The organism is Spirosoma liriopis, from assembly GCF_023196085.1.
Classification (GTDB): domain Bacteria; phylum Bacteroidota; class Bacteroidia; order Cytophagales; family Spirosomataceae; genus Spirosoma; species Spirosoma oryzicola.
This window is the reverse complement of record NZ_JALPRF010000003.1, coordinates 669,628-689,783: the sequence shown is the minus strand read 5'-3', so window position 1 is coordinate 689,783 and position 20,156 is coordinate 669,628. Positions and strand designations below refer to the sequence as shown.

The window sequence follows — 20,156 nt, the reverse complement described above, 5'->3', positions numbered from 1 at the left end:
TTCTACGCGCGTACAGCAGGACCAGCGGAGGGACATGACCGGGCAGCCGTCAAACGCATAATTTCTTACCTTTGCGTTCATGAATCCCTATTGTCGTATCATGCAACCCAGTCGTTCGGTGGATTTGTCCGATAATGGCTTTTCGAATAATCGCTCGGAAGCCGCCAGGAAAGACGTCTTGAACCTGTACGGCAATCGCTTACGGCTACGGGTGTGCGGTCTTTACCGAGTGGAAGATCGCTTGTTGCTCGTGCGGCACCGGGGAGTGGGGCCGGCGGGTTCATTCTGGAGCCCCCCCGGTGGCGGAGCCCAGTTTGGCGAGTCGGCCCCCGTGGCTTTGAAGCGGGAATTTGCGGAAGAAACCGGGTTGGCGATTAGCGTTGGTGAACTGTTGTTCGTCAATGAGTTTATAGCCGCCCCGCTTCACGCGCTTGAGCTATTTTTTGCTGTACAAGCTACCGGTGGGTTGCTGACGAAAGGGATTGATCCGGAAATGAATCTGAACAATCAGATCATTGATGAGGTTCGATTCATGAGCTTTGCCGAAATAAAGAGCCACCCAGCCGAAGAAATGCACGCTTTGTTTCGCTTCTGCCAGTCGCTGGACGACGTGTTTCAACTACGGGGGTACTTGCATTAGCAAACGATTTTATTTATTTTGTTGTTACTTGACCCGGCAAGCACAGAAACGCCCCTAGTTTCGTCTTACTTGCGTCAAATTAATCCTCTTTGCCCCAGAACTCGTGCAAATCGCTGTGACCCTTACACCATCCGTAACCATTCGCTCAAGCTCCTTCGATTCCTTAAAGACGGCTCAGTCGGTGCTGTGTCTGGAAGTTGGGCGCGACCGGTTTCGATTTATGGTGCGGGATGAGCGTCGCCGGGGCTGTTACCTGGAGGAATACACGTTTTCTTCGTTACTAACGGAGCGACCCCTGACGGACGTTTTGCCTGACCTGTTCCGAACCCATCCCGTGCTTTCGGATGGTCCCTGGCAGGAAGTTCGTATTGGTATCAACACGCCTTCGTTTACGCTGGTACCCAAGCCCTTATTCCGGAAGGAGTACGCCAGCAGTTATCTGGCGCTTATGCGGGGTAGTTCATTACCCGCCCACGAATTTGCGCAATCCTATACGCACGACACCGAAGGGTTTCTTTCCGTTTTCAACCTGGAACATCAGTTGGTAGACTTTTTCTCCGGGTCCTATCCACTACAGCCGTTAACGTTTATTCACCAGACAGGAGCGTTGATCCAGGCGACAGCCGATCTGGATCGTCAGTTGCTGACACCCCATAACGTTTGGCTTTATTTCGAAGACGAGTTTGTTTCCGTTTTGTACCGGGATAAGCACCAGTTGCGCTACTGTAATCGGTTTGGCTACAAAAATGTGCAGGATCTGGCGTATTATCTGTTGTACGTACTGGATGAACAAAAGCTAAATCCCGACGAGGTTACTCTGTTTCTCTACGGAGAGATAACGCGTTTTGCCGAAGCCTACACCGAACTAAGCCGGTTTTTACCGAAGCTGACGTTTGGGCGTACGCCACCGGGGCTGACGCTGGTCGACGAATTCGACGAACTGCTCGAACACCGGTATTTGAGCCTGTACGGACTTACTTTATTGGAGGAATGAGCAAAAGGCCAATCAAGACAATTAGATTCACGTCCGTATTTCACGTGTTGCTCTTTCGTATTGTATGAAAAAAATTGCGCTGTTTCCCGGTTCCTTTGATCCGTTTACCAAAGGTCACCAAGATATTGTATTACGCGGACTGCGGCTGTTCGACGAAGTGATTATTGGGATTGGCCGCAATGCGCGTAAGGAACGGTATTTTCCGCTCGACCAGATGATTCACCTGATCGAAGAGGCTTTCCAGGAGTACCCAAACGTGCGCGTCATCAGTTACGACGACCTGACGGCTAATGTGGCCCGTAACGAAGGCGCTAAATTTCTGCTGCGGGGGCTGCGCAATACGACCGACTTCGAGTACGAAAACGGCATATCGCAGGTGAACCGCCACATCTACGAAGAAATCGAAACGGTTTTTCTAATTACCTCCCCCAATCTGGCCCCGATCAGCTCCAGTATCATTCGTGACCTGCACCGTTATGGGCAGCAGGTCGACGAATTTTTACCGTATAAGCTGGTAAACCAGACCGTTTAAGAGGCTTTATTGTTTGATCAACTCGTTGACCGAGTCAATGACGTACCGGATTGAGCTAAACGAGTTGGTAAGCGCCAATTTCGTTTGTTTTTGATCGAACCAGGCCAGCTTCTCGATGCCTTCATCGGCCTGGGGAGTCATGCGTCTGTCGTCTACTACACTCATCCGGTACCATTTTGTCCGTTTGAGAATCCGGTTACCGTTTAAGTTGTAGGTGTGCCAGGTGGTGCAGACCCGGTCACCGACGGTTACGCGCACGCCAGTCTCTTCTTCGACTTCCCGGGCCGCTCCCTGCCGTGATGACTCACCGTCATCCAACTTGCCCTTGGGCAAATCCCAAACACCCCGACGGAACATCAAAAGCATTTTATCGCCTTTAAAAACAATACCACCCGCAGCTTTGATGATCTTGAACGGTTTTTTGATGGCATCTTCGCAGGCACTTTTGTCGAGGCAGCCCAGCGTTATGGACGATAAACCGGTTGCTTTGGCTTTTTGCAGCAGATGTACCAGTTTTTCAATCGTTGCGGGGGTTGTATTCAGGACAAGAAGATGACCTTGTAGCGCGTCTTCCTTCAGGATGTCTAGTCGGGCATCAACGATTTTGTCGTAGTCGCTGAACGCTTCTCGTTTCAACGAATTGGTCAGTTGAGAAGTGGCTTTCGGGCCAACGAGCCGGATTGGGCGGTCGTTAATGAAAACAATCATCGGGGCAATTTGCGGTTCTAAGCGTAAAAATAGCAAAAACCAACGGTCTGTTGCACCGTTATACCATTATAAACTATTTTTGCGACGAGCCAACCTTCCCCCTTTGTGGAACTTCTTATCATTTTATTGCTGACGCTTCTGAATGGGGTCTTTTCCATGTCAGAAATTGCCCTTGTCTCTTCCCGGCGATCGAAACTGGAAATTGCCGCCAAAAACGGAGATCGACGGGCGCAGGTAGCCCTCGATTTATCGAACTCTCCGAACCGATTTCTGTCCACCGTTCAAATCGGTATTACCCTGATCGGCATCCTGCTTGGTATTTTTTCGGGCGACAAGCTGACGACCGATGTTCAGGAATTTATCGGCCAGATCGCTGTTGTTCGGCCTTACGCCAATTCGATTGCCGTCGTGCTGGTGCTGCTGATGCTGACCTATGTGTCGTTGGTATTTGGCGAGTTAGTACCGAAGCGAATCGGTTTATCGAATCCGGAAGGAATTGCCAAAACAATGGCCGCGCCGATGATTCTGCTGTCGCGCATAACATCGCCCTTCATCGCGTTATTGACTTTTTCGAGCGATATCCTGCTCAAAGTGCTAAACATCAAGCCAAACGAAAATGCTGTAACTGAGGAAGAAATCAAAAGCCTGATTCAGGAAGGGACTACCGGCGGGGCCATCGAAGAAATCGAGCAGGAAATCGTTCAGAATGTCTTTCAGTTGGGTGATCGCCGAATCACTTCACTGATGACCAACCGGCAAGAAATTGTTTACCTTGATCTGGAGGATGACATTGCCGAGAACAAAGCAAAAATTCTGGACTACAAACACTCCGTTTACCCGCTTTGCAACGGCAGCGTAGACGACGTAGTTGGTTTGATTTATTCGAAGGATTTTCTCGGAAAAGATTTAGAGGTTGAACTGACCCGATTGGACGAATTGAAGCGTGAAGCCTTATTTGTTCCTGAAAATAATCGGGCGTATCAGGTGCTGGAGCGCTTCCGGGAGCGGAGACAGTACGTCGGGATCATTGTCGATGAATATGGTGGCGTACTGGGCGTGGTAACCCTAAACGATATTCTGGACGTATTGGTCGGCGACATCAACGACGATACGTACCCTGACTATGAAATCCGCGAGCGCGAAGACGGAACCTACCTGATTGATGCTCAGCTACCTTTCGAAGATTTTATTTCCTATTTCAACATTAACATAACCGCTCAGGCGCGCCGGGACCTTACGGGATTCGATACGCTTGGTGGCTTCGCGCTGCACATTCTGAAAGACATCCCGCAGACGGGCGAGTCTTTTGTCTGGCAGGCTTACCGGTTTGAAATCATCGATATGGACAAGAGCCGAATTGATAAAATATTGGTTCGTAAATTGGCCGAGGACTAAAACAGCCGAACCCGTTTGCTGGTTATAGACGTGAACCAAACTTGTCAATAGCCATGCGATACTACATTCCAGATCCTATTGATTCTTACGGCGGCAGTTCCAGCAAGGTTCCCTCAGTGATGGACAACGATCCGCGCGCTGATGAAGAAATCATCGACCAGCAGGCGGGCGAACAATACCCGAAGGCGGTTGAGCAAACCGGCAAAATTGCACCCGATGAATTAGCCGACTCTATAGCCTACGCAATTGACGGAAGCGGCCCTGGCCTGACGGGCGATACACCGAATGTGTCTGGTCATAAGACCATAACCGAAGGCATAACGGGTGCGAGCCTCGATGAGGAAGAAGACGCTTTAAAAGGCCAATCAAGCTAGATTAGTAACGATCAATAAAAACGCCCCGGCTCTTCAGTCGGGGCGTTTTGTTAGAAGTAGGCTTAACTGCCGATTAGACCACTTCTTTGTATTGCATCCGGTACAGGTTCGCATAGAAGCCTTCGCGTTGGAGCAATTCTTCGTGGTTGCCCTGTTCAACGATGCGTCCTTTGTCGATCACAATGATTTTATCAGCTTTCTGAATCGTTGACAACCGGTGAGCAATGACGACAGCCGTACGGCCTTTCATCAGTTTACCGATTGCATTCTGAATCATTTCTTCCGTTTCGGTATCGACCGACGACGTAGCTTCGTCAAGCACGATGATTCGTGGGTCCTGAACCATAGCGCGCACAAACGAAATCAACTGCCGCTGACCAACCGATAGGGTAGAACCACGCTCCATCACATTGTAGTCATAGCCGCCGGGGAGTCGCTGAATAAACTCGTGGACGCCCACCAGTTTGGCCGCTTCTTCCATTTTCTCGCGGCTGATGCGTTTGTCGCCTAACGTGATGTTGTTTTCAATGGTGTCGGAGAATAGGAAGACATCCTGCAAAACGACGCCGATGTTGCGACGTAGGTGACCGAGTTCGTAATCGTGAACGTCTACGTCATCCACTTTAATGTCCCCTCTGTTGATGTCGTAAAAGCGGCTCAATAAATTGATGATTGAGGATTTTCCGGCCCCGGTTGCACCCACGAAAGCCACTGTTTCGCCCGCGTTCACGCAAAAAGAAATGTCGCGAAGCACCCAATCTTCGTTGTTGTAAGCAAACCAAACGTTGTCGAACTGAACTTTCCCCTGAATGGTATCGGGCGCGTAATTACCATCGTTGACCGTAAACTCGTCGCTGTCCAGCAGTTTGATAATTCGATCCGTACTGACTATGCCCATTTGCAAGGTATTGAAACGGTCGGCCAGCATCCGAATCGGTCGGAAAAATAAGTTGATAAACATCACAAAAGCGGTAACGGTCCCGAATGTGATGTCGGAATGAATGATTTGCTTGGCTCCGTACCAAACGACCAGTCCTACCGCTACGGCTGAAATAATATCGGCCACCGGGTAGTAGATCGAATAATACAGAATCGAGCGAATGTTAGCGGCCCGGTGCTCGTCGTTGATGACGCGGAATTTTTCGGCTTCGATTTTCTCACTGCCAAAAATCTGGACGATGTTCATGCCGGTAATGTGTTCCTGCACAAACGAGTTCAGATTGGCAACGGCGGTCCGCACATCGTTAAACGACTTCTTGATCTTTTCTTTAAAGATGTACGTGCTGATCAGCATCAGGGGGATGGTAGACAGGCTAATCGCGGCCAGTCGCCAGTCGGTATAGAACATGACCCCAATGATCAGAACCAGTTGCAGAATATCGCCCGCGATGGCAGCCATGCCTTCGCTGAATACATCCGCCAGCGTTTCGACATCGGAGATGGAGCGGGTTACGAGTCGGCCAATCGGGGTGTTATCAAAAAACTTCAACCGTAACTGAAGAATCTTGCGGTATAACTGCACCCGAATATCACGGATAACGTACTGACCCAGCCAGCCCGACAGGTACGTATTGGAAAATTGGACAACGGCCTGTACGACCAGTACACCGATCATGATTGCCAGCATCAGCGTCAGCCGTTGGTAATCGCCCATCGCGATCACGTTATCAATCGTATAGCGGATTAACAGCGGTGCCAGCGGTGCCAGACAGGCCGATAGCAGGATCACCCCAATCAGCAGGTAAAAGCGCGATTGATAGGGCGACACAAACGAATAAAGTCGCCGTAAAATGGCTAGGTCAAAGATTCTGCCGGCTGGCGACTCGGCGCTTTTTTGTTCTTGGTTCACAGGAAGTATAAATGGCGAATTCAGAAAAGTAACAGCGTTTCCAGAACGAACGTTTCAGCCTATGCTACATTTGAACGCTGGGCCAGGCGATAAAACCAGTAAAATCAAAGCGCGATTGCTTTACAGAATGAAATTCGATTGAAAACAGCCGGAACAGACGAACCGTTAGGCTATAAATTCACCACGCAGATACACTAACAGGACTTTATATGACAATGAAACGGCGGACGTTTACCCGGCTGGTTGCCGCACTCCCGATCAGCTTCTCCGCAGCGAAGGAATCCGGCAAAATACCGAAGACAGGGGCTGGGCAACCTGGAAATAGCGACGACGACAGAGCGTATTGGGTACGGACGCTACAGAAAATTGCCGATCCTGTCTTGACCGCATTAGCGCAAAATCGCCTAAAAGCAGAAATGCCCATTGAATCAGCAGACGGCCAGCAACAAAGCCGCATCCTCGTATCCCACCTGGAAGCGCTGGGACGAACGGTGGCCGGACTCGCTCCCTGGCTTCAACTCGAAACGGATGACTCGCCGGAAGGACGCACCCGCCAGCGCTATTTTGACCTTACCTGGAAAAGTATCGCCAACGCCGTTAATCCGCAATCGCCTGACTACATGAATTTTACGGTAGGTGGGCAACCGCTGGTCGATACGGCTTTTCTGGCGCATGGCCTGGTGCGGGCTCCTCGGCTATGGAACGCTTTAAGCGCCGAAGAACAGGCGAATCTGGTGAAGGCGTTGCAGGCGAGCCGGGTTATCAAACCAGGCTACAGCAATTGGCTCTTGTTTAGCGCGATGGTAGAAGCGGCCCTGCTTAAATACACCGGTGCGGGCGACGAACTGCGCATGGATTACGCCATCAAACAGCATCTGGCCTGGTACAAAGGCGACGGTGCCTACGGCGATGGCCCTGACTTTCACTGGGATTATTACAACAGCTACGTTATTCAGCCGATGTTGCTGGACGTGGTCAAAACATTGGTTGAAGCCGGAAAAGCCGACAAAAGTTTGTACGAGACCCTGTTGGCCCGTGCCCAGCGCTATGCCGCCGTTCAGGAGCGGCTGATTGGCCCGGACGGTTCTTTTGCGGCTTTCGGTCGTTCACTGGCCTACCGCTGCGGGGCGTTTCAGTTGTTATCGCAAACGGCTTTACAGAAAAACAGTCCGGAAGAGTTGTCGCCGGGACAGATACGGTCGGCGCTGACGGCGGTCATTCGCCGGACGATGGATGCGCCCGGTACGTACGACGCAAAAGGGTGGCTTCAGATTGGTCTGTGTGGTCACCAGCCTGCCATTGGCGAAACGTACATCTCAACGGGAAGTTTGTATTTGTGTTCGGTAGCTTTCCTGCCGCTGGGCCTACCCGCAACGGACTCGTTCTGGACCGATCCTACTGAGGACTGGACGGCTAAAAAAATCTGGTCGGGACAGAATGTAAAAGTTGACCACGCCATCAAAGGATAAAAACAAAAGCCGGAGTCAACAAAACTCCGGCTTTCTGCTAACCGTTTCCTGCGGTCCGTTGGGTTACGATACCGTACCGCCGTTCCAAACCGAATCGCTGGGAGTGATCAACGATAGTTTTCCGTCCCGGTCTTCGGCCATCAGGATCATACCCTGCGATTCGAAGCCCATCATCTTCCGGGGAGCCAGATTCGCCAGGAACGTTACCTGCTTACCGATGATTTCTTCGGGGGCAAAATGCTTGGCAATACCGCTCAGAATCTGGCGGCCACCCAAACCGTCATCAACCTTTAATTTGAGCAGCTTGTCACTTTTGGGAACCCGTTCAGCCTCCGTGATGGTGCCAATGCGAATATCCATTTTGGCAAAGTCGTCGTAAGTAATCTCGGTCCGGATAGCGGGTACTGTCTTTGTTTCTAACTCATTCATGCGCTTGGCATTCAGTAATTTTTGAATTTGTTTATTGATCTCCTCGTCCTCGATTTTAGCGAACAACAAACTGTCGGGTCCCGATTGGCCTTTGGCCAGTTCGTGCCCTTCGGTCAGCAGATCGGCGCGGCCCGCGTTTACCCAGTTAAAATGCTCCGTGATGGCCAGTTGCCCGCGCAGCTTTTCGGCGGTAAACGGCAGAAACGGTTCACAGACAATGCTTAGGTTGGCCGAAATCTGTAGGGCAATGTTCAGGATGGTGTTCGCCCGCAGCGCGTCTGTTTTGACTACTTTCCACGGCTCCGTTTCGGCCAGGTATTTGTTACCCAGACGGGCTAGGTCCATCACATTTCCCAACGCTTCGCGGAATTTGTACTGAGCAATCGCCTGTCCGATGCGGTCAGGGAATTGCGCCAGTTCGTCCAGTACCTGCTGGTCGTAATCGGTCAAGCCGCAGATCGGTGGTACTTTACCGTCGCAGAACTTTTGGGTCAGCACGATGGCCCGGTTGATAAAGTTGCCGAAGACGGCCACCAGTTCGTTGTTGTTCCGAGCCTGAAAATCTTTCCAGGTAAACTCACTGTCTTTGGTTTCCGGCGCGTTGGCGGCCAGTACGTACCGCAACACGTCCTGTTTGTTGGGAAGCTCCTCCAGATACTCGTGCAGCCAGACCGCCCAGTTGCGCGATGTACTGATTTTATCGCCTTCGAGGTTCATAAACTCGTTGGCGGGGACGTTATCGGCCAGAATAAAACTTCCTTCGGCCATCAGCATCGCCGGAAAAATAATGCAGTGGAAAACGATGTTGTCTTTTCCAATGAAATGAACGAGCTTGGTGTCTTTGTCACGCCAGTACAGTTCCCAGTCGCGGCCCTGCTGCTCGGCCCATTCTTTGGTCATCGAGATGTAGCCGATGGGCGCGTCGAACCAAACGTAAAGCACTTTGCCGTCGGCGTCGGGGAGCGGCACCTTGATGCCCCAGTCGAGGTCGCGGGTCATGGCGCGGGGACGTAGCCCTTCCTTCAGCCACGACTGACACTGCCCGAATACGTTTGTTTTCCACTCGGTATGGCTGTTTACGTAGTCTTCGATGGCGGGCTGCATCCGGTCGAGGGGCAGAAACCAGTTTTTGGTGGATCGCATCACCGGTTTGGAGCCGGAGAGCGTCGAATGGGGTTCGATCAGCTCGGTGGGGCTGAGCGCCGTTCCGCAGCGTTCGCACTGATCGCCGTACGCATTTGGATTGCCGCATACCGGACACGTTCCGACGATGTACCGGTCGGCCAGGAATTGACCAGCGACCTCGTCGTAATATTGTTCGGTTACTTCTTCGTCAAAATCACCTTTTTCGTACAGCGTTGTGAAAAAATCCTGCGAAGTCTGGTGATGAACGGGGTTCGACGTTCGTGAGTAAATATCAAACGAGATGCCGAAGTCGCTGAACGCCTGCTTGATCTGAACGTAATACTTATCGACAACCTCTTTGGGCGTAATCCCTTCTTTTTTTGCTTTGATGGTGATGGGAACACCGTGTTCATCGGTGCCGCTGATAAACGCGACATCTTTACCCGTTGAGCGGAGGTAGCGCACGTAGATATCGGCGGGCAGGTAGCAACCCGCGATATGGCCGATGTGGATCGGACCGTTGGCGTAGATCAGAGCCGCCGTGACCGTATAGCGTTGTGGATTTTCGAGAGCCATAAGCAGGTTTTGAGTTCTCAGTGATCGTTCACAGTTTTCGGGCTGCTGCGTCGTTGCAACGGTAAACCATCAACTGAAAACGGCTTTTACGGGGCAAAATTAGCAATTCAGTCCCGAACGTTGTTATGTTTACGCAAAGAGTACAAGCCGGATTACTTGGGGAAACACCATGGCGCGCCTGAATAATTTCCTCAATCGGGTCGAAATCAAAACCTTTCCATTCGTCAACGGCTTGTAAAAGCCTGCGATGCGTGGAACACGAGGACTCAAGGCTTGCTCGTACCTGAACGAATTTTGAATGACAGCATCACTACCTAAGTCGGTTTTCATTACCGGAGCAACTGGCTTTATTGGCTCTCACATCACGCGTCGGTATCTGGCGGAAGGCTACGCGGTGTCGGCTTTGAAACGGGCTGAAAGCGGCTACGGACTGTTGACGGATGTAGCCGAGAAAATTACCTGGCACGAAGGGGACGTTTTGGATATTCCCGCCCTTGAAGCAGCAATTGCTCCGGGCATAGACGTGGTGCACGCAGCCGCGATCGTATCGTTTGTGCCGAAAGACCGCGACCAGATGGAACGTACCAATGTCGATGGAACCGCAAACGTAGTCAATGTTTGTTTACAGGCCGGGGTTCGAAAGCTGGGCCTCATCAGCTCCGTAGCGGCCATTGGTCGCCCGTTGCCGAAAGGAGGGAAGACCGATGGCCCGATCGTGGTGACCGAAAAACAGAAATGGGAAGAGTCGCCCAATAATTCAACCTACGCCAAAACCAAATACCGGGCTGAACTGGAAGTATGGCGTGGCATTGCCGAAGGACTCAATGCCGTACTGGTAAATCCGTCGATTGTTCTCGGTGCGGGCGACTGGAGTCGGAGCAGTTTGCAGTTGATCAAGTACGTTTACGATGAACGACCGTTTTATCCGGCCGGTCTGGTCAACTACGTAGACGTGCTCGACGTGACCGATGCGCTCGTCGGTTTGATGCAATCGGAGGTAACGGCACAGCGGTTCATTTTGAACGGGGGCACCATTCCGTACAAATCCTTGTTAGAACAGATAGCAGCAGTACTGAACAAACGTCCTCCGACCAGGCGGGTATCACCTACTTTAACCCGGTTGCTCTGGCCCCTGGAGGCTGTGCGGGCGCGGTTGGTTGGCAAGGCACCCTTAATTACGCGGGAAACGGCTCGTTCGTCGAGTTCGCGGTATGCCTACGACGGGCAACGGATCAGGCAGGTGCTTGGTTTTCAGTACCGACCGCTCAGTGAGACGCTCCAACGTGTCGCAAACGCGTTTTTGAAGTCGTGAGAAGGGTTGCTCAGCGTTGGTTAGACCAAGCTGCGTGGTTCGAAAATTTTCAGGCTTGGGATTGGAGTTTCGTTTTTTTACGTTTATATTGATGAAGCAAAGGATAAATCGCACCCTTGGTGCGGCCCCTATCCGCCCACAATTTTGAAGGCAACAGCATGGAGCAAGAGTTCGAAGAACGAGAAGGCGATATTAAAGAAACAATCCGGCGTTTTGAGCAAATGCTGGACCAGCAGCAAAGCCAGTTTTTCGACCTGGATGTCTATGAGCAGATGATTGAGCATTACCTTAATCATGGTGATTTAGACAAGGCGTTTAAAGCCGCCGAGGCCGGTTTGGAAAACTTTCCGTATGCGCTGGAGCTTATGCTCGACAAAGCCCAGATCCTGGCCAATTTTCAACGTTATGACGAGTCGTTAGACCTGCTGGAACGGGCTTCTTTATTTAACCCCGGCGATCTGGATGTACCGTTTATGCAGGGTTCCGTCCTGAACATGGCGGGTCGGTACGAAGAATCCATTCAGGTGCTGGAACAACTGCTCGACCGCGCTGAAGACAAAGATGATATTCTTTTTCAGCTAGGACAGAGTTATCAGAACTGGGGTAAATACGACGAAGCCATCGTTCAGTATAAAAAGTCGATTGCCCTCAACATCAACAACGAAAACGCGCTGTACGAACTGGCATTTTGTCTGGACGTGACGGGTGAGTTAGAAAACAGCCTGGCTTATTACCAGCAACTGATCGATAAAGACCCGTACTCGTACAATGCCTGGTACAACATCGGAATTGCCTACAGCAAGCTGGCCCGTTACGCCGAAGCGGCTGAAGCCTACGACTACGCCGTTATTATTAAGTCTGATTTTTCATCAGCTCATTTCAACCTGGGGAATACCTACATGAACATGGGCTTGTTCGAGAAAGCTGAGGTCTGCTACCGGGAAACGCTCAAATACGAAGAAGCAACGGCGGATACGTATTGCCACTTGGGAGCTAGTCTGGAAAAGCAGGATCGATTGCCCGAAGCCATCAAAGAATACCGCGAAGCCATCAAACTGGATGCCTTGTGGGATGAAGCCTGGTACGGTATCGGTGTTTGTCTGAGCGAATCCGGTAAGTGGTACGAAGCGTTGCCTTTCCTGCAAAAGGCCGTAAAACTAAACGACCAGAACGGCGAATACCACCTGGCCATCGCCGAAACGGAGTATAAAGTAGGCAATGTGCTCTCGAGTATTGAAGCGTTTCAGAAAGCCGCTGAGGTAGATGCCGAAAATCCGGATGTATACCTGACCTGGTCACTAGTACCGTTCGATCAGGGCGATTTCCTGCGCGCGAATGAGATTATTCAGGCGGGAATTGATGATATGCCGAAAGAAGCGGATCTGTATTACCGGTCGGCAGTGTACCTGATTCACGCTGGTTACTACCGCGAGTCGTTGATTCAACTCGAAGCTGCGCTGTCGCTCGACTACGATGCCCATGTGCAGTTGTTTGAATTTTTTCCTGAACTGGAAAAGCAAAAGGCGCTCTACAAGATTATTCAGCAGTATAAAAAGTAAGTGAAGTAACTGGTCACAAAAAGCCCCGACTGTGCGCAGCCGGGGCTTTTTTGTAGGCTTATTCGCCATTGATCCGGGCGACCGCTTTGACAATCTCGTTTTCGTTTAAAAAAACGTCCGGCAGGCTTTTGCCCGACCGCTCACGAAACGCGTAGAACCATTTATTGAGTTTTTGCAGGGAGGAAAATCGGTGAAAATCTCCATTGTCATCGAGCACATAAAGCCGTTGCCCGATTCGGCCACGCTCCTCATCAACGCTAAAGCGCCGATCAACAACCATGGTTGTCCCGCCCGTTAGCTGGCGGTAGAGCCGACGCCCCAGCCTGACAAAAATAGTCGAATCCGACCGTGTCGTTGTCGTGGAATCGGCACCCGCTACCGCCAGCCGCCGGATCATCGAAAAGCCGATCCGTTTAGAAGGAGCCTGTCCGCCCGTTCGGTACACGAACGTGTTTCTACCGTTGTATCGAAAGCGCCCCTGTAAGACGGTACCATCAATCAGCGTCGCCGTACCATCGTGGTACTGATAATTGGGCGTCGGCGTTTGATCGACGGGAATAAAAATCGTGCTGGGTGGCGTAACGCGATGTTGCGCCCACAACGTACTTGAACCAAAGACTACTGCGGCCAGGATTAGACTACCATTTCTCATACGTATGTGTATCGAATACCTAAATATATGCAGAAATAGGAACATAAAATAAGGAAATAAGCTAATTAATGCACGAAATAGCCGTTACCCGTGAATTATTCAGGGCCGGAGTCTGATTCGGCTTTTGAGCGCCGTGGATTTTCAAAGTACACGTAGATGTGTAGCGCATGATTGAAGCGAAACAGACGCAACTGGTCGTCGGGTATGCGCTGAACCGTAAACTGATTCAAATACCCAAGTTCTACCCGCAGGTTTTCGCCCAGTTGCCGACCCAGCGCCACGTAGGTGCGGTTTTGGTCAAAGCGGGCAGCCGACGCCGACAGCACCACCATTGGCTCGATGCTCAGGTGCGAATACCACCGCTTATCATCTTTATGCCGTTTAAAAATGGGATTGATCCAGCGGGCCATCGCTCGCAACCGGACATCGAAGCGGTCGGCCAGCACCTCCTGCGATTCCCCGTCGGAAAGAAAAACGTAGGCACTGGTCAGGGTATCGGTTTGGGAAGGCCAGCGGAGTTCGGTCCGGAAGCGTTGAACAAATTCGCCATCGCCCGCCGGTTTAGTAATCTGGAGCTGAGGAATAATGCGAACTTCCTGAAAAAACGTGGTCGGCTGATAGTCATTGACCCGGCCCCAGTTCCACCACAAACCGATGGGCGAAAGAGACACTCTGACGGGTTTGGAAAGCTGGTAGTTAATCCAGGGCCGAAAGACCTGTAAAAGCGGATGCCGAAACGCATTCAAGTCCCGACCGTTGTTATCATCGGCCTGACGGCGGTACTGATGATCCAACTGGAAACTCCATCGACCAGCCGTCTTGTAAACCAGGTTGACCTCTGTCCAGAAAACGGCCCGATTCCGAACGTCATTCCGGTAGTTCTGTCCCTGTACAAACAAAGAGACCAAGCAAAAAAATAAGAGTAACAAATGCTTCATACACGGGTGTAATCAGGGCCCAATGTCTGTGGAGTCGGGCCACTGTTTCATAATTCAGGGATTGGTTATAAATAGAATTAGGAGAACGCCCAAGATTCGGATTGTGTTTCGACTTTACGGGGGTTTGGTGTACCTTTGCCGGATTAAAAGCCGACCGTATATTCGACAAACTATGAAACCTACTGCTGCTGTATACCTGGATAATGCCGCGACGACCCGGCTCGACCCCGAAGTTCTGGATGCTATGTTACCGCTTATGACAGAGCAGTTTGGTAATCCATCCTCCATTCATAGTCACGGTCGGCCCGTGCGGACGGCCATTGAAAAAGCCCGGAAAACAGTGGCTGGTTTGCTTAATACCTCGCCCGCCGAAATTTTCTTTACCTCGGGTGGTACCGAAGCCGATAATACCGCAATCCAGAGCAGCATCGAAACGTATAGGCTGACCCATGCGATCACGTCGCCCCTAGAGCACCACGCCGTACTGCACACGCTCGACCATTTGGCAAAGCGGGGCGTTATTCGGTTAAGTCTGGTTAACGTGGACCGGAAAGGACACATTGATCTGGCTCATCTGGAATCGCTGCTGGAATCGAATCGAAACGAGGGTAACGGGCGTTCGCTGGTATCGCTTATGCACGGCAATAACGAAATCGGCAACATGCTCGACCTGCATCGAACGGGCGAAATCTGCCGTGCCTACGACGCGATTTTTCATTCGGATACGGTGCAGACGATGGGGCATTTCCGGCATGATCTGCAACAGTTACCCGTCGACTTTATCGTTGGAGCCGCCCATAAATTTCATGGTCCCAAGGGCGTCGGTTTCCTGTACGTCAATGCCGACCGCGCCAAGATCCACCCGTTCATGTACGGAGGTGCCCAGGAACGCAACATGCGGGGGGGGACCGAAAATGTGTACGGTATCGTTGGCCTGGCGAAGGCGCTTGAAATTGCCTACCGCGATATGGACGCTCATCGGCAGCACATCACATCGTTGAAACGCCGGATGATTGAGCAGCTTCGGGAAAAAATGCCCGACGGCGCTGGTGGACCGGTTTTGTTCAATGGGGACTCCGCTGATATCGACAATAGCTTATATACAGTGCTGAACGTCAGCCTGCCCGCATCCGACATCAATGATATGCTTTTGTTTAGCTTAGACATTGCCCGGATCTCCGCTTCTGGTGGATCGGCCTGTTCGAGTGGGTCCAACGTTGGCTCGCACGTGCTGGCAGCCTTACCTGGTCTGGATGCCGAGCGCGGCTATGTCCGTTTCTCGTTCGGTAAATACAATACCGCCGAGGAGGTTGATTATGCCGTCGATACGCTGGTTGGTCTGTACCAGAAAGAACTGGTAAAGTAAAGGCTGATAGAAGGACGGGCCTTCTGATGTTGCTTTATTCCAGACGAAGCATGAGCAGGCATACCGAAGCCGGGACGGAAAGCTCCTGTCCTGTGGCTCTTAGTTCACCCGTGGCTGCGTCGCGCTGGAAGACGGTGATCCTGTCGGTTTCCTGATGGCCGACGAATAAGTAGTCTCCCTGGTCGTCCACCAGAAAGTTTCGGGGTTCGTCGCCACCCGTATAGTGCAGGCTACAATACGTTAGCCTGCCTTCCGTCCCGATGGAGAAACCGGCAAGCGCATTGTTTCCCCGGTTGGTAACGTACAGATAGCGCCCTGCGGCATCGACGTGAATATCCCCCCCGGATCGTTCGCCCGCGTAGCTTTCGGGTAAAAAGCGGACGTTATCGTCAACTAGTTCAAACGTATTGGCCGCTACGTCGCGCCGGATGATGGCAACCGTCGAACTCATTTCGTTCACGCAGTAAATAAACTGATCATTGGGGTGAACACTGACCAATCGGGGACCCGAACCGGGAGCAACCGTTATATAGGGTGTTGAATGAGGGGTGAGCGTTGCATTTTCCTCGTCAACTGCGTACAGGTAGATCTTGTCCGTACCCAGGTCCGATACGTACAGAAACCGGCTATCGGCTGAAAGAATGGCCGAATGGACGTGCGGTTCGTTCTGTCGTTCTGGATCAACGCCTTTGCCCGTATGCTGTATTCGCTGGACGACTTCACCGAACGACCCATCATCGAGCAGTGACAGTACCGACAGGCTACCACTCCCGTAATTGGAAACGAACGCCAATCGCCCGTTTGGGTGAATGCTGATGTGGCAAGGTGCCTGCCCGTGCGTGCGTTGTTAGTTAATAAACGAAAGTTCGCCGGATTGCGGATCGATGGCGTAAGCATTGACCGTACCCGAATGATCGTCTCCCTGATCGTCTTCTTCATTGACCGAATACAGGTAGCGTCCCGACGGGTGGATCGCCAGAAAAGAAGGACTCTTGGCATTGGCAACGGTTTGCTGACGTACGAACGTACCGTTAGCTCGGTTAAAGGAGAAAACATAAATTCCCTGGCTACCGCGAACGGAGTACGTACCGACGTATACTATTTCTCTGACCGGTTTGGTTGGCGTCATAACTGTTGGATAAACGAGGACATCCGTGATCCATTAGCCAACCTGATTGCCGAGGGTAGGGTTTGGTATCGGGGGTAAATGCGGCCGCTTTGTCAGCAAATGGTCCGTTGCCCGTCTTTTCCGTGTTCCGGCAATGGATTTACGACCCGATTGGTCCGCTGTTCTACCAAAAGATTGTCGCAAAACGGTTCATTTGAGCGATTCTGAGCCGTATAAGGGGTTTTTTGAGTTAATGACGGCGAGATAAGCGAGGTTATTTGCCGGATAAGTGGGGGAGCTTTCTAAAGGACGAGCTACCGGGTAACGGCAAACTAATCATAAAAAAAGCCTTTCGCGTTGGTGCAAAAGGCTTGATCCTTGTAGCGGGGAGCAGGATCGAACTGCCGACCTTAGGGTTATGAATCCTACGCTCTAACCATCTGAGCTACCCCGCCGGGTTTGGTTTCACAAAAGTACACAAAAGTTGCGCCGAAGCAAAAAAGTGCGTTGACTTTCGCAAAAAAAATCGTTTACCTTTGTTCAGACCCCATCAGCCGTTAATTCCGTTTGCGAACTAACGGGCTGAGCGTCCGATGTGTATCCCTGTTCCTTTTTCTAAATGAGTCGCTATGGAGAAATTTAAATTTGTTGTCGAATATGAACTCCGGGCTTCGCCCAAAATGCTGTTTCCTTACATCAGTACGGCATCCGGCTTATCGCAATGGTTCGCCAATAAAGTCAATACGATGCCTGAACAACGGTACGATTTTCAATGGGACAACGAGAGCCACATTGCCCGGCAGGTATCGATGCGGCAGAACAAAGGTGTGCGCTTTGAATTTCTGGATACGGCGGAGAGTGGAGCCGACAATAATTACATTGATTTCCGCGTGGATCAATCCGAACTGACTCAGTCGACGTTTTTGCGCGTAACGGATTACTCACCGACCACCGACGAAGACGAACTAAAGGATCTTTGGGATGGCCTGATGGATAAGCTGCGGGAAATTGTTGGCAGTTAATTATTGTTAATGAATGAACGGTAGCCGCTGGTTATACGTATAGTATAGAAACCACCTACGAATCGTCGCCCGTTTGCTGGGCTGTTCGAACCGCATGAGCGGCATAGTAGCATGAAGAAAATAGATAAGTTAGTACTCGGCTCATTCTGGGGGCCGTTTATTCTGACCCTGGGTGTCGTCATCTTTATCTTTCTGATGCGGCTCCTGATGTTTTATATTGACGATTTTGTTTCGAAAGACCTCGATTTAGCCACCTTCGGTCGCCTGCTTTTTTACTTTGCGCTACTGACCATTCCAACAGCGCTGCCGCTGGCTGTCCTGCTGTCGTCGCTGATGACGTTCGGAAATCTGGGCGAATTCTTTGAACTGACGGCTCTAAAAAGTGCAGGTATCTCGCTTACCCGTGCCATGCGCCCCTTACTGATCGTAGCCGTGGGGATCAGTGCGTTTTCATTCTGGTTCAACAACAGCGTGTCGCCCTGGGCCAATCTGAAAGGCTACAGCCTTTTGTACGATATCAAGACGGCCAAAGCGACGCTCAGCCTAAAAGAAGGGATTTTTTACAATGACCTGCCGGGCTACAGCATCAAAGTGGACCAGAAAGTCAAAACCGCTAAAGAAAGTACAACCGGCGATTTGCTGAAAGGACTGGTCATCTACAAACATCCGACGAACGGAATGGAAACCGGAAACCGGGAAATCATTCTGGCCGATTCGGGGCGGATGTATACGGATAAAGACCGGACTTACCTCGTCTTTGAGCTTTTCAACGGAAACGATTACCAGGAATATTCTGGAAATAGTACGGTGAGTTACGCCAGCAATGGCTCACCCGCCAAAGGAGCGGAGTTCGTCCGGAATGGATTCAAGGATTACCGGCTCGTTATCAGTCTGGAGTCGTTCGGTATCAAGCGTACGGACGAAAACCAGTTCGAGTATCACGAGTACATGAAAGACCTGAAACAGCTTTCGACCCTGACGGATTCGTTGCAGAAGGATTACAAAAACACGAGCCAGAGCGTTGCCAACACGGCAAAGCAGTACTACAACTATCAGTTTAAGCTCAACAGCGCCAACAACCTGCCGAAACAAGTGCCTGTAAAAGACGGTAAGTGGGTCGATTCGGTTCTGAATAAACAAAAAATTGCCCAGCCCGAACTGGCCCAAACGGCCTACAGCCAGGCGCAGAATATTCTGTCGTACGCCACATCGAACGTGACGTACCTGAACGAAAAAGAAAAGAACGTCTGGAAATACCAGTTGGAAACCCATCACAAGTTTACGCAGGCCATTTCGGTGTTCGTGATGTTTCTGATCGGTGCCCCGATGGGAGCCATTATCAAAAAAGGAGGATTTGGTTTGCCCGTACTGGTATCGATTGTATTCTTTATCTTTCTGTACGTACTGACGTTAACCGGCGATAAATACGCCAAAGAAGGGTTGTTGTGGGTGCCTATCGGCGCGTGGATGGCTAACCTGGTCTTGTTTCCGGTAGGGCTGTTTCTGATGCAGCGTGCCCGCCATGATTCCCGGCTCTTCGATAAAGACATTTATGTCATTGCCTGGGAGCGATTAAAACGAAAATGGGCGGCCCGGAAGGAGCAGAAGGTAGCTGTTGGCTAAAAGAAAAACAAACGTTCGTTATTTTGAAAAACGAGTGGAAAGAACGCCAATAAATCACTATTTTTCTTATCTTTGCACCCAAAATTATTTTTTTATTCATTAATTAGCTGTCTGAAGATGTATCTAACGACCGATAAAAAACAGGAGATTTTCTCCACCTCGGGCCACGCCAAAAGTGCAACGGACACCGGGTCGGCCGAATCCCAGATCGCGCTGTTCACGTACCGGATCAGTCATTTGACCGAGCACCTGAAAGTTCATAAGCACGATTACGGCACCCAATTAGGTCTTTTAAAATTAGTAGGTAAGCGTCGGCGCCTGTTGAACTACCTCCAACAAAAAGAGATCACACGATACCGGGCCATTCTGGCCGCACTGGGCCTGAGAAAATAATCGGACCACGCACTAAAAAGGGAATCTGCTCATCAGTAGATTCCCTCATTTTTGTGATTTCCATAGTAGGTCAGTGGTCGTTGACATCAAAG

At 51.0% G+C, this 20,156-nt stretch carries 17 protein-coding genes, 1 tRNA gene and 1 pseudogene; 12 read left to right on the top strand and 7 right to left on the bottom strand.

Going from position 1 to position 20,156, the window contains the following annotated elements; translation table 11 throughout:
- Window positions 1-100: 100 nt before the first annotated feature.
- From M0L20_RS19745 to coaD, 3 genes are all read left to right on the top strand, one after another.
- Complete coding sequence (locus M0L20_RS19745) at window positions 101-640, top strand: NUDIX domain-containing protein (RefSeq protein ID WP_248478685.1); 540 nt, start codon at window positions 101-103, stop codon at window positions 638-640.
- Between the two features lie 103 nt (window positions 641-743).
- Window positions 744-1,634, top strand: a complete 891-nt coding sequence (locus tag M0L20_RS19740) for a DUF3822 family protein (RefSeq protein ID WP_248478684.1) — start codon at window positions 744-746, stop codon at window positions 1,632-1,634.
- A 64-nt stretch (window positions 1,635-1,698) separates the two neighbouring features.
- Complete coding sequence (gene coaD, locus M0L20_RS19735; protein WP_232558315.1) at window positions 1,699-2,166, top strand: pantetheine-phosphate adenylyltransferase; 468 nt, start codon at window positions 1,699-1,701, stop codon at window positions 2,164-2,166.
- Window positions 2,167-2,172: 6 nt separating this feature from the next.
- Here coaD and M0L20_RS19730 read toward each other — a convergent pair whose 3' ends face one another.
- Window positions 2,173-2,874 carry an NUDIX hydrolase gene (locus tag M0L20_RS19730; RefSeq protein WP_232558314.1) on the bottom strand — a complete coding sequence of 234 codons (702 nt, stop codon included), beginning with the start codon at window positions 2,872-2,874 and terminating at the stop codon, window positions 2,173-2,175.
- 105 nt (window positions 2,875-2,979) lie between these two features.
- On the opposite strand from M0L20_RS19730, the gene M0L20_RS19725 reads away from it, so the two are divergent.
- Together M0L20_RS19725 and M0L20_RS19720 are read left to right on the top strand one after the other, a co-directional pair.
- Window positions 2,980-4,269 carry a hemolysin family protein gene (locus tag M0L20_RS19725; protein ID WP_248478683.1) on the top strand — a complete coding sequence of 430 codons (1,290 nt, stop codon included), beginning with the start codon at window positions 2,980-2,982 and terminating at the stop codon, window positions 4,267-4,269.
- A 53-nt stretch (window positions 4,270-4,322) separates the two neighbouring features.
- Window positions 4,323-4,643 (top strand): hypothetical protein, encoded by a 321-nt coding sequence (locus tag M0L20_RS19720; protein WP_248478682.1) that lies wholly within the window; start codon window positions 4,323-4,325, stop codon window positions 4,641-4,643.
- A 73-nt stretch (window positions 4,644-4,716) separates the two neighbouring features.
- On the opposite strand, the gene M0L20_RS19715 is transcribed toward M0L20_RS19720, so the two are convergent.
- Window positions 4,717-6,492: an ABC transporter ATP-binding protein gene (locus tag M0L20_RS19715; protein WP_232558311.1), complete on the bottom strand. Its 1,776-nt coding sequence runs from the start codon at window positions 6,490-6,492 to the stop codon at window positions 4,717-4,719.
- Between the two features lie 215 nt (window positions 6,493-6,707).
- Between M0L20_RS19715 and M0L20_RS19710 the strand changes: the two genes are divergently transcribed.
- The gene (locus M0L20_RS19710) at window positions 6,708-7,961 is read left to right on the top strand and encodes a DUF2264 domain-containing protein (RefSeq protein ID WP_248479158.1); all 1,254 of its coding nucleotides are present in this window, start codon (window positions 6,708-6,710) and stop codon (window positions 7,959-7,961) included.
- A 63-nt stretch (window positions 7,962-8,024) separates the two neighbouring features.
- On the opposite strand, the gene metG is transcribed toward M0L20_RS19710, so the two are convergent.
- Window positions 8,025-10,091, bottom strand: coding sequence for a methionine--tRNA ligase (gene metG / locus M0L20_RS19705; RefSeq protein WP_248478680.1), 2,067 nt, complete (start codon window positions 10,089-10,091; stop codon window positions 8,025-8,027).
- Between the two features lie 298 nt (window positions 10,092-10,389).
- Here metG and M0L20_RS19700 point away from each other — a divergent pair, with 298 nt between their 5' ends.
- Together M0L20_RS19700 and M0L20_RS19695 are read left to right on the top strand one after the other, a co-directional pair.
- The gene (locus M0L20_RS19700) at window positions 10,390-11,403 is read left to right on the top strand and encodes an NAD-dependent epimerase/dehydratase family protein (RefSeq protein WP_232558309.1); all 1,014 of its coding nucleotides are present in this window, start codon (window positions 10,390-10,392) and stop codon (window positions 11,401-11,403) included.
- 158 nt (window positions 11,404-11,561) lie between these two features.
- Window positions 11,562-12,962, top strand: a complete 1,401-nt coding sequence (locus tag M0L20_RS19695) for a tetratricopeptide repeat protein (protein ID WP_232558308.1) — start codon at window positions 11,562-11,564, stop codon at window positions 12,960-12,962.
- A gap of 58 nt (window positions 12,963-13,020) precedes the next feature.
- Here the strand turns inward: M0L20_RS19695 and M0L20_RS19690 are convergent, their stop codons facing one another.
- Together M0L20_RS19690 and M0L20_RS19685 are read right to left on the bottom strand one after the other, a co-directional pair.
- On the bottom strand, window positions 13,021-13,614 hold the full coding sequence (locus tag M0L20_RS19690) for a hypothetical protein (protein WP_248478678.1): 594 nt from the start codon (window positions 13,612-13,614) through the stop codon (window positions 13,021-13,023).
- A 95-nt stretch (window positions 13,615-13,709) separates the two neighbouring features.
- Complete coding sequence (locus M0L20_RS19685) at window positions 13,710-14,552, bottom strand: DUF2490 domain-containing protein (RefSeq protein WP_248478676.1); 843 nt, start codon at window positions 14,550-14,552, stop codon at window positions 13,710-13,712.
- Window positions 14,553-14,724: 172 nt separating this feature from the next.
- On the opposite strand from M0L20_RS19685, the gene M0L20_RS19680 reads away from it, so the two are divergent.
- Window positions 14,725-15,918 carry a cysteine desulfurase family protein gene (locus tag M0L20_RS19680; RefSeq protein WP_248478674.1) on the top strand — a complete coding sequence of 398 codons (1,194 nt, stop codon included), beginning with the start codon at window positions 14,725-14,727 and terminating at the stop codon, window positions 15,916-15,918.
- A gap of 34 nt (window positions 15,919-15,952) precedes the next feature.
- On the opposite strand, the pseudogene M0L20_RS19675 reads toward M0L20_RS19680, so the two are convergent.
- Together M0L20_RS19675 and M0L20_RS19670 are read right to left on the bottom strand one after the other, a co-directional pair.
- Window positions 15,953-17,047: pseudogene (locus tag M0L20_RS19675) on the bottom strand (lactonase family protein).
- 360 nt (window positions 17,048-17,407) lie between these two features.
- Window positions 17,408-17,481: transfer RNA gene (locus M0L20_RS19670), tRNA-Met, on the bottom strand.
- A gap of 174 nt (window positions 17,482-17,655) precedes the next feature.
- Between M0L20_RS19670 and M0L20_RS19665 the strand changes: the two genes are divergently transcribed.
- The 3 genes from M0L20_RS19665 (at window position 17,656) to rpsO (ending at window position 20,064) form a co-directional block, all read left to right on the top strand.
- Window positions 17,656-18,048, top strand: coding sequence for an START-like domain-containing protein (locus M0L20_RS19665; protein WP_232558303.1), 393 nt, complete (start codon window positions 17,656-17,658; stop codon window positions 18,046-18,048).
- Window positions 18,049-18,159: 111 nt separating this feature from the next.
- Window positions 18,160-19,671 carry an LptF/LptG family permease gene (locus M0L20_RS19660; protein WP_232558302.1) on the top strand — a complete coding sequence of 504 codons (1,512 nt, stop codon included), beginning with the start codon at window positions 18,160-18,162 and terminating at the stop codon, window positions 19,669-19,671.
- Between the two features lie 117 nt (window positions 19,672-19,788).
- Window positions 19,789-20,064: a 30S ribosomal protein S15 gene (gene rpsO / locus M0L20_RS19655; RefSeq protein WP_232558301.1), complete on the top strand. Its 276-nt coding sequence runs from the start codon at window positions 19,789-19,791 to the stop codon at window positions 20,062-20,064.
- Window positions 20,065-20,156: the final 92 nt, after the last annotated feature.

Excerpts from the sequence above, each read along its gene's own strand:
- M0L20_RS19745 (WP_248478685.1), top strand. The coding sequence starts at position 101 with ATGCAACCCAGTCGTTCGGTGGATTTGTCCGATAATGGCTTTTCGAAT.
- coaD (WP_232558315.1), top strand. The coding sequence starts at position 1,699 with ATGAAAAAAATTGCGCTGTTTCCCGGTTCCTTTGATCCGTTTACCAAA.
- M0L20_RS19730 (WP_232558314.1), bottom strand. The coding sequence starts at position 2,874 with ATGATTGTTTTCATTAACGACCGCCCAATCCGGCTCGTTGGCCCGAAA.
- M0L20_RS19720 (WP_248478682.1), top strand. The coding sequence starts at position 4,323 with ATGCGATACTACATTCCAGATCCTATTGATTCTTACGGCGGCAGTTCC.
- M0L20_RS19710 (WP_248479158.1), top strand. The coding sequence starts at position 6,708 with ATGAAACGGCGGACGTTTACCCGGCTGGTTGCCGCACTCCCGATCAGC.
- metG (WP_248478680.1), bottom strand. The coding sequence starts at position 10,091 with ATGGCTCTCGAAAATCCACAACGCTATACGGTCACGGCGGCTCTGATC.
- M0L20_RS19700 (WP_232558309.1), top strand. The coding sequence starts at position 10,390 with ATGACAGCATCACTACCTAAGTCGGTTTTCATTACCGGAGCAACTGGC.
- M0L20_RS19695 (WP_232558308.1), top strand. The coding sequence starts at position 11,562 with ATGGAGCAAGAGTTCGAAGAACGAGAAGGCGATATTAAAGAAACAATC.
- M0L20_RS19690 (WP_248478678.1), bottom strand. The coding sequence starts at position 13,614 with ATGAGAAATGGTAGTCTAATCCTGGCCGCAGTAGTCTTTGGTTCAAGT.
- M0L20_RS19685 (WP_248478676.1), bottom strand. The coding sequence starts at position 14,552 with ATGAAGCATTTGTTACTCTTATTTTTTTGCTTGGTCTCTTTGTTTGTA.
- M0L20_RS19680 (WP_248478674.1), top strand. The coding sequence starts at position 14,725 with ATGAAACCTACTGCTGCTGTATACCTGGATAATGCCGCGACGACCCGG.
- M0L20_RS19665 (WP_232558303.1), top strand. The coding sequence starts at position 17,656 with ATGGAGAAATTTAAATTTGTTGTCGAATATGAACTCCGGGCTTCGCCC.
- M0L20_RS19660 (WP_232558302.1), top strand. The coding sequence starts at position 18,160 with ATGAAGAAAATAGATAAGTTAGTACTCGGCTCATTCTGGGGGCCGTTT.
- rpsO (WP_232558301.1), top strand. The coding sequence starts at position 19,789 with ATGTATCTAACGACCGATAAAAAACAGGAGATTTTCTCCACCTCGGGC.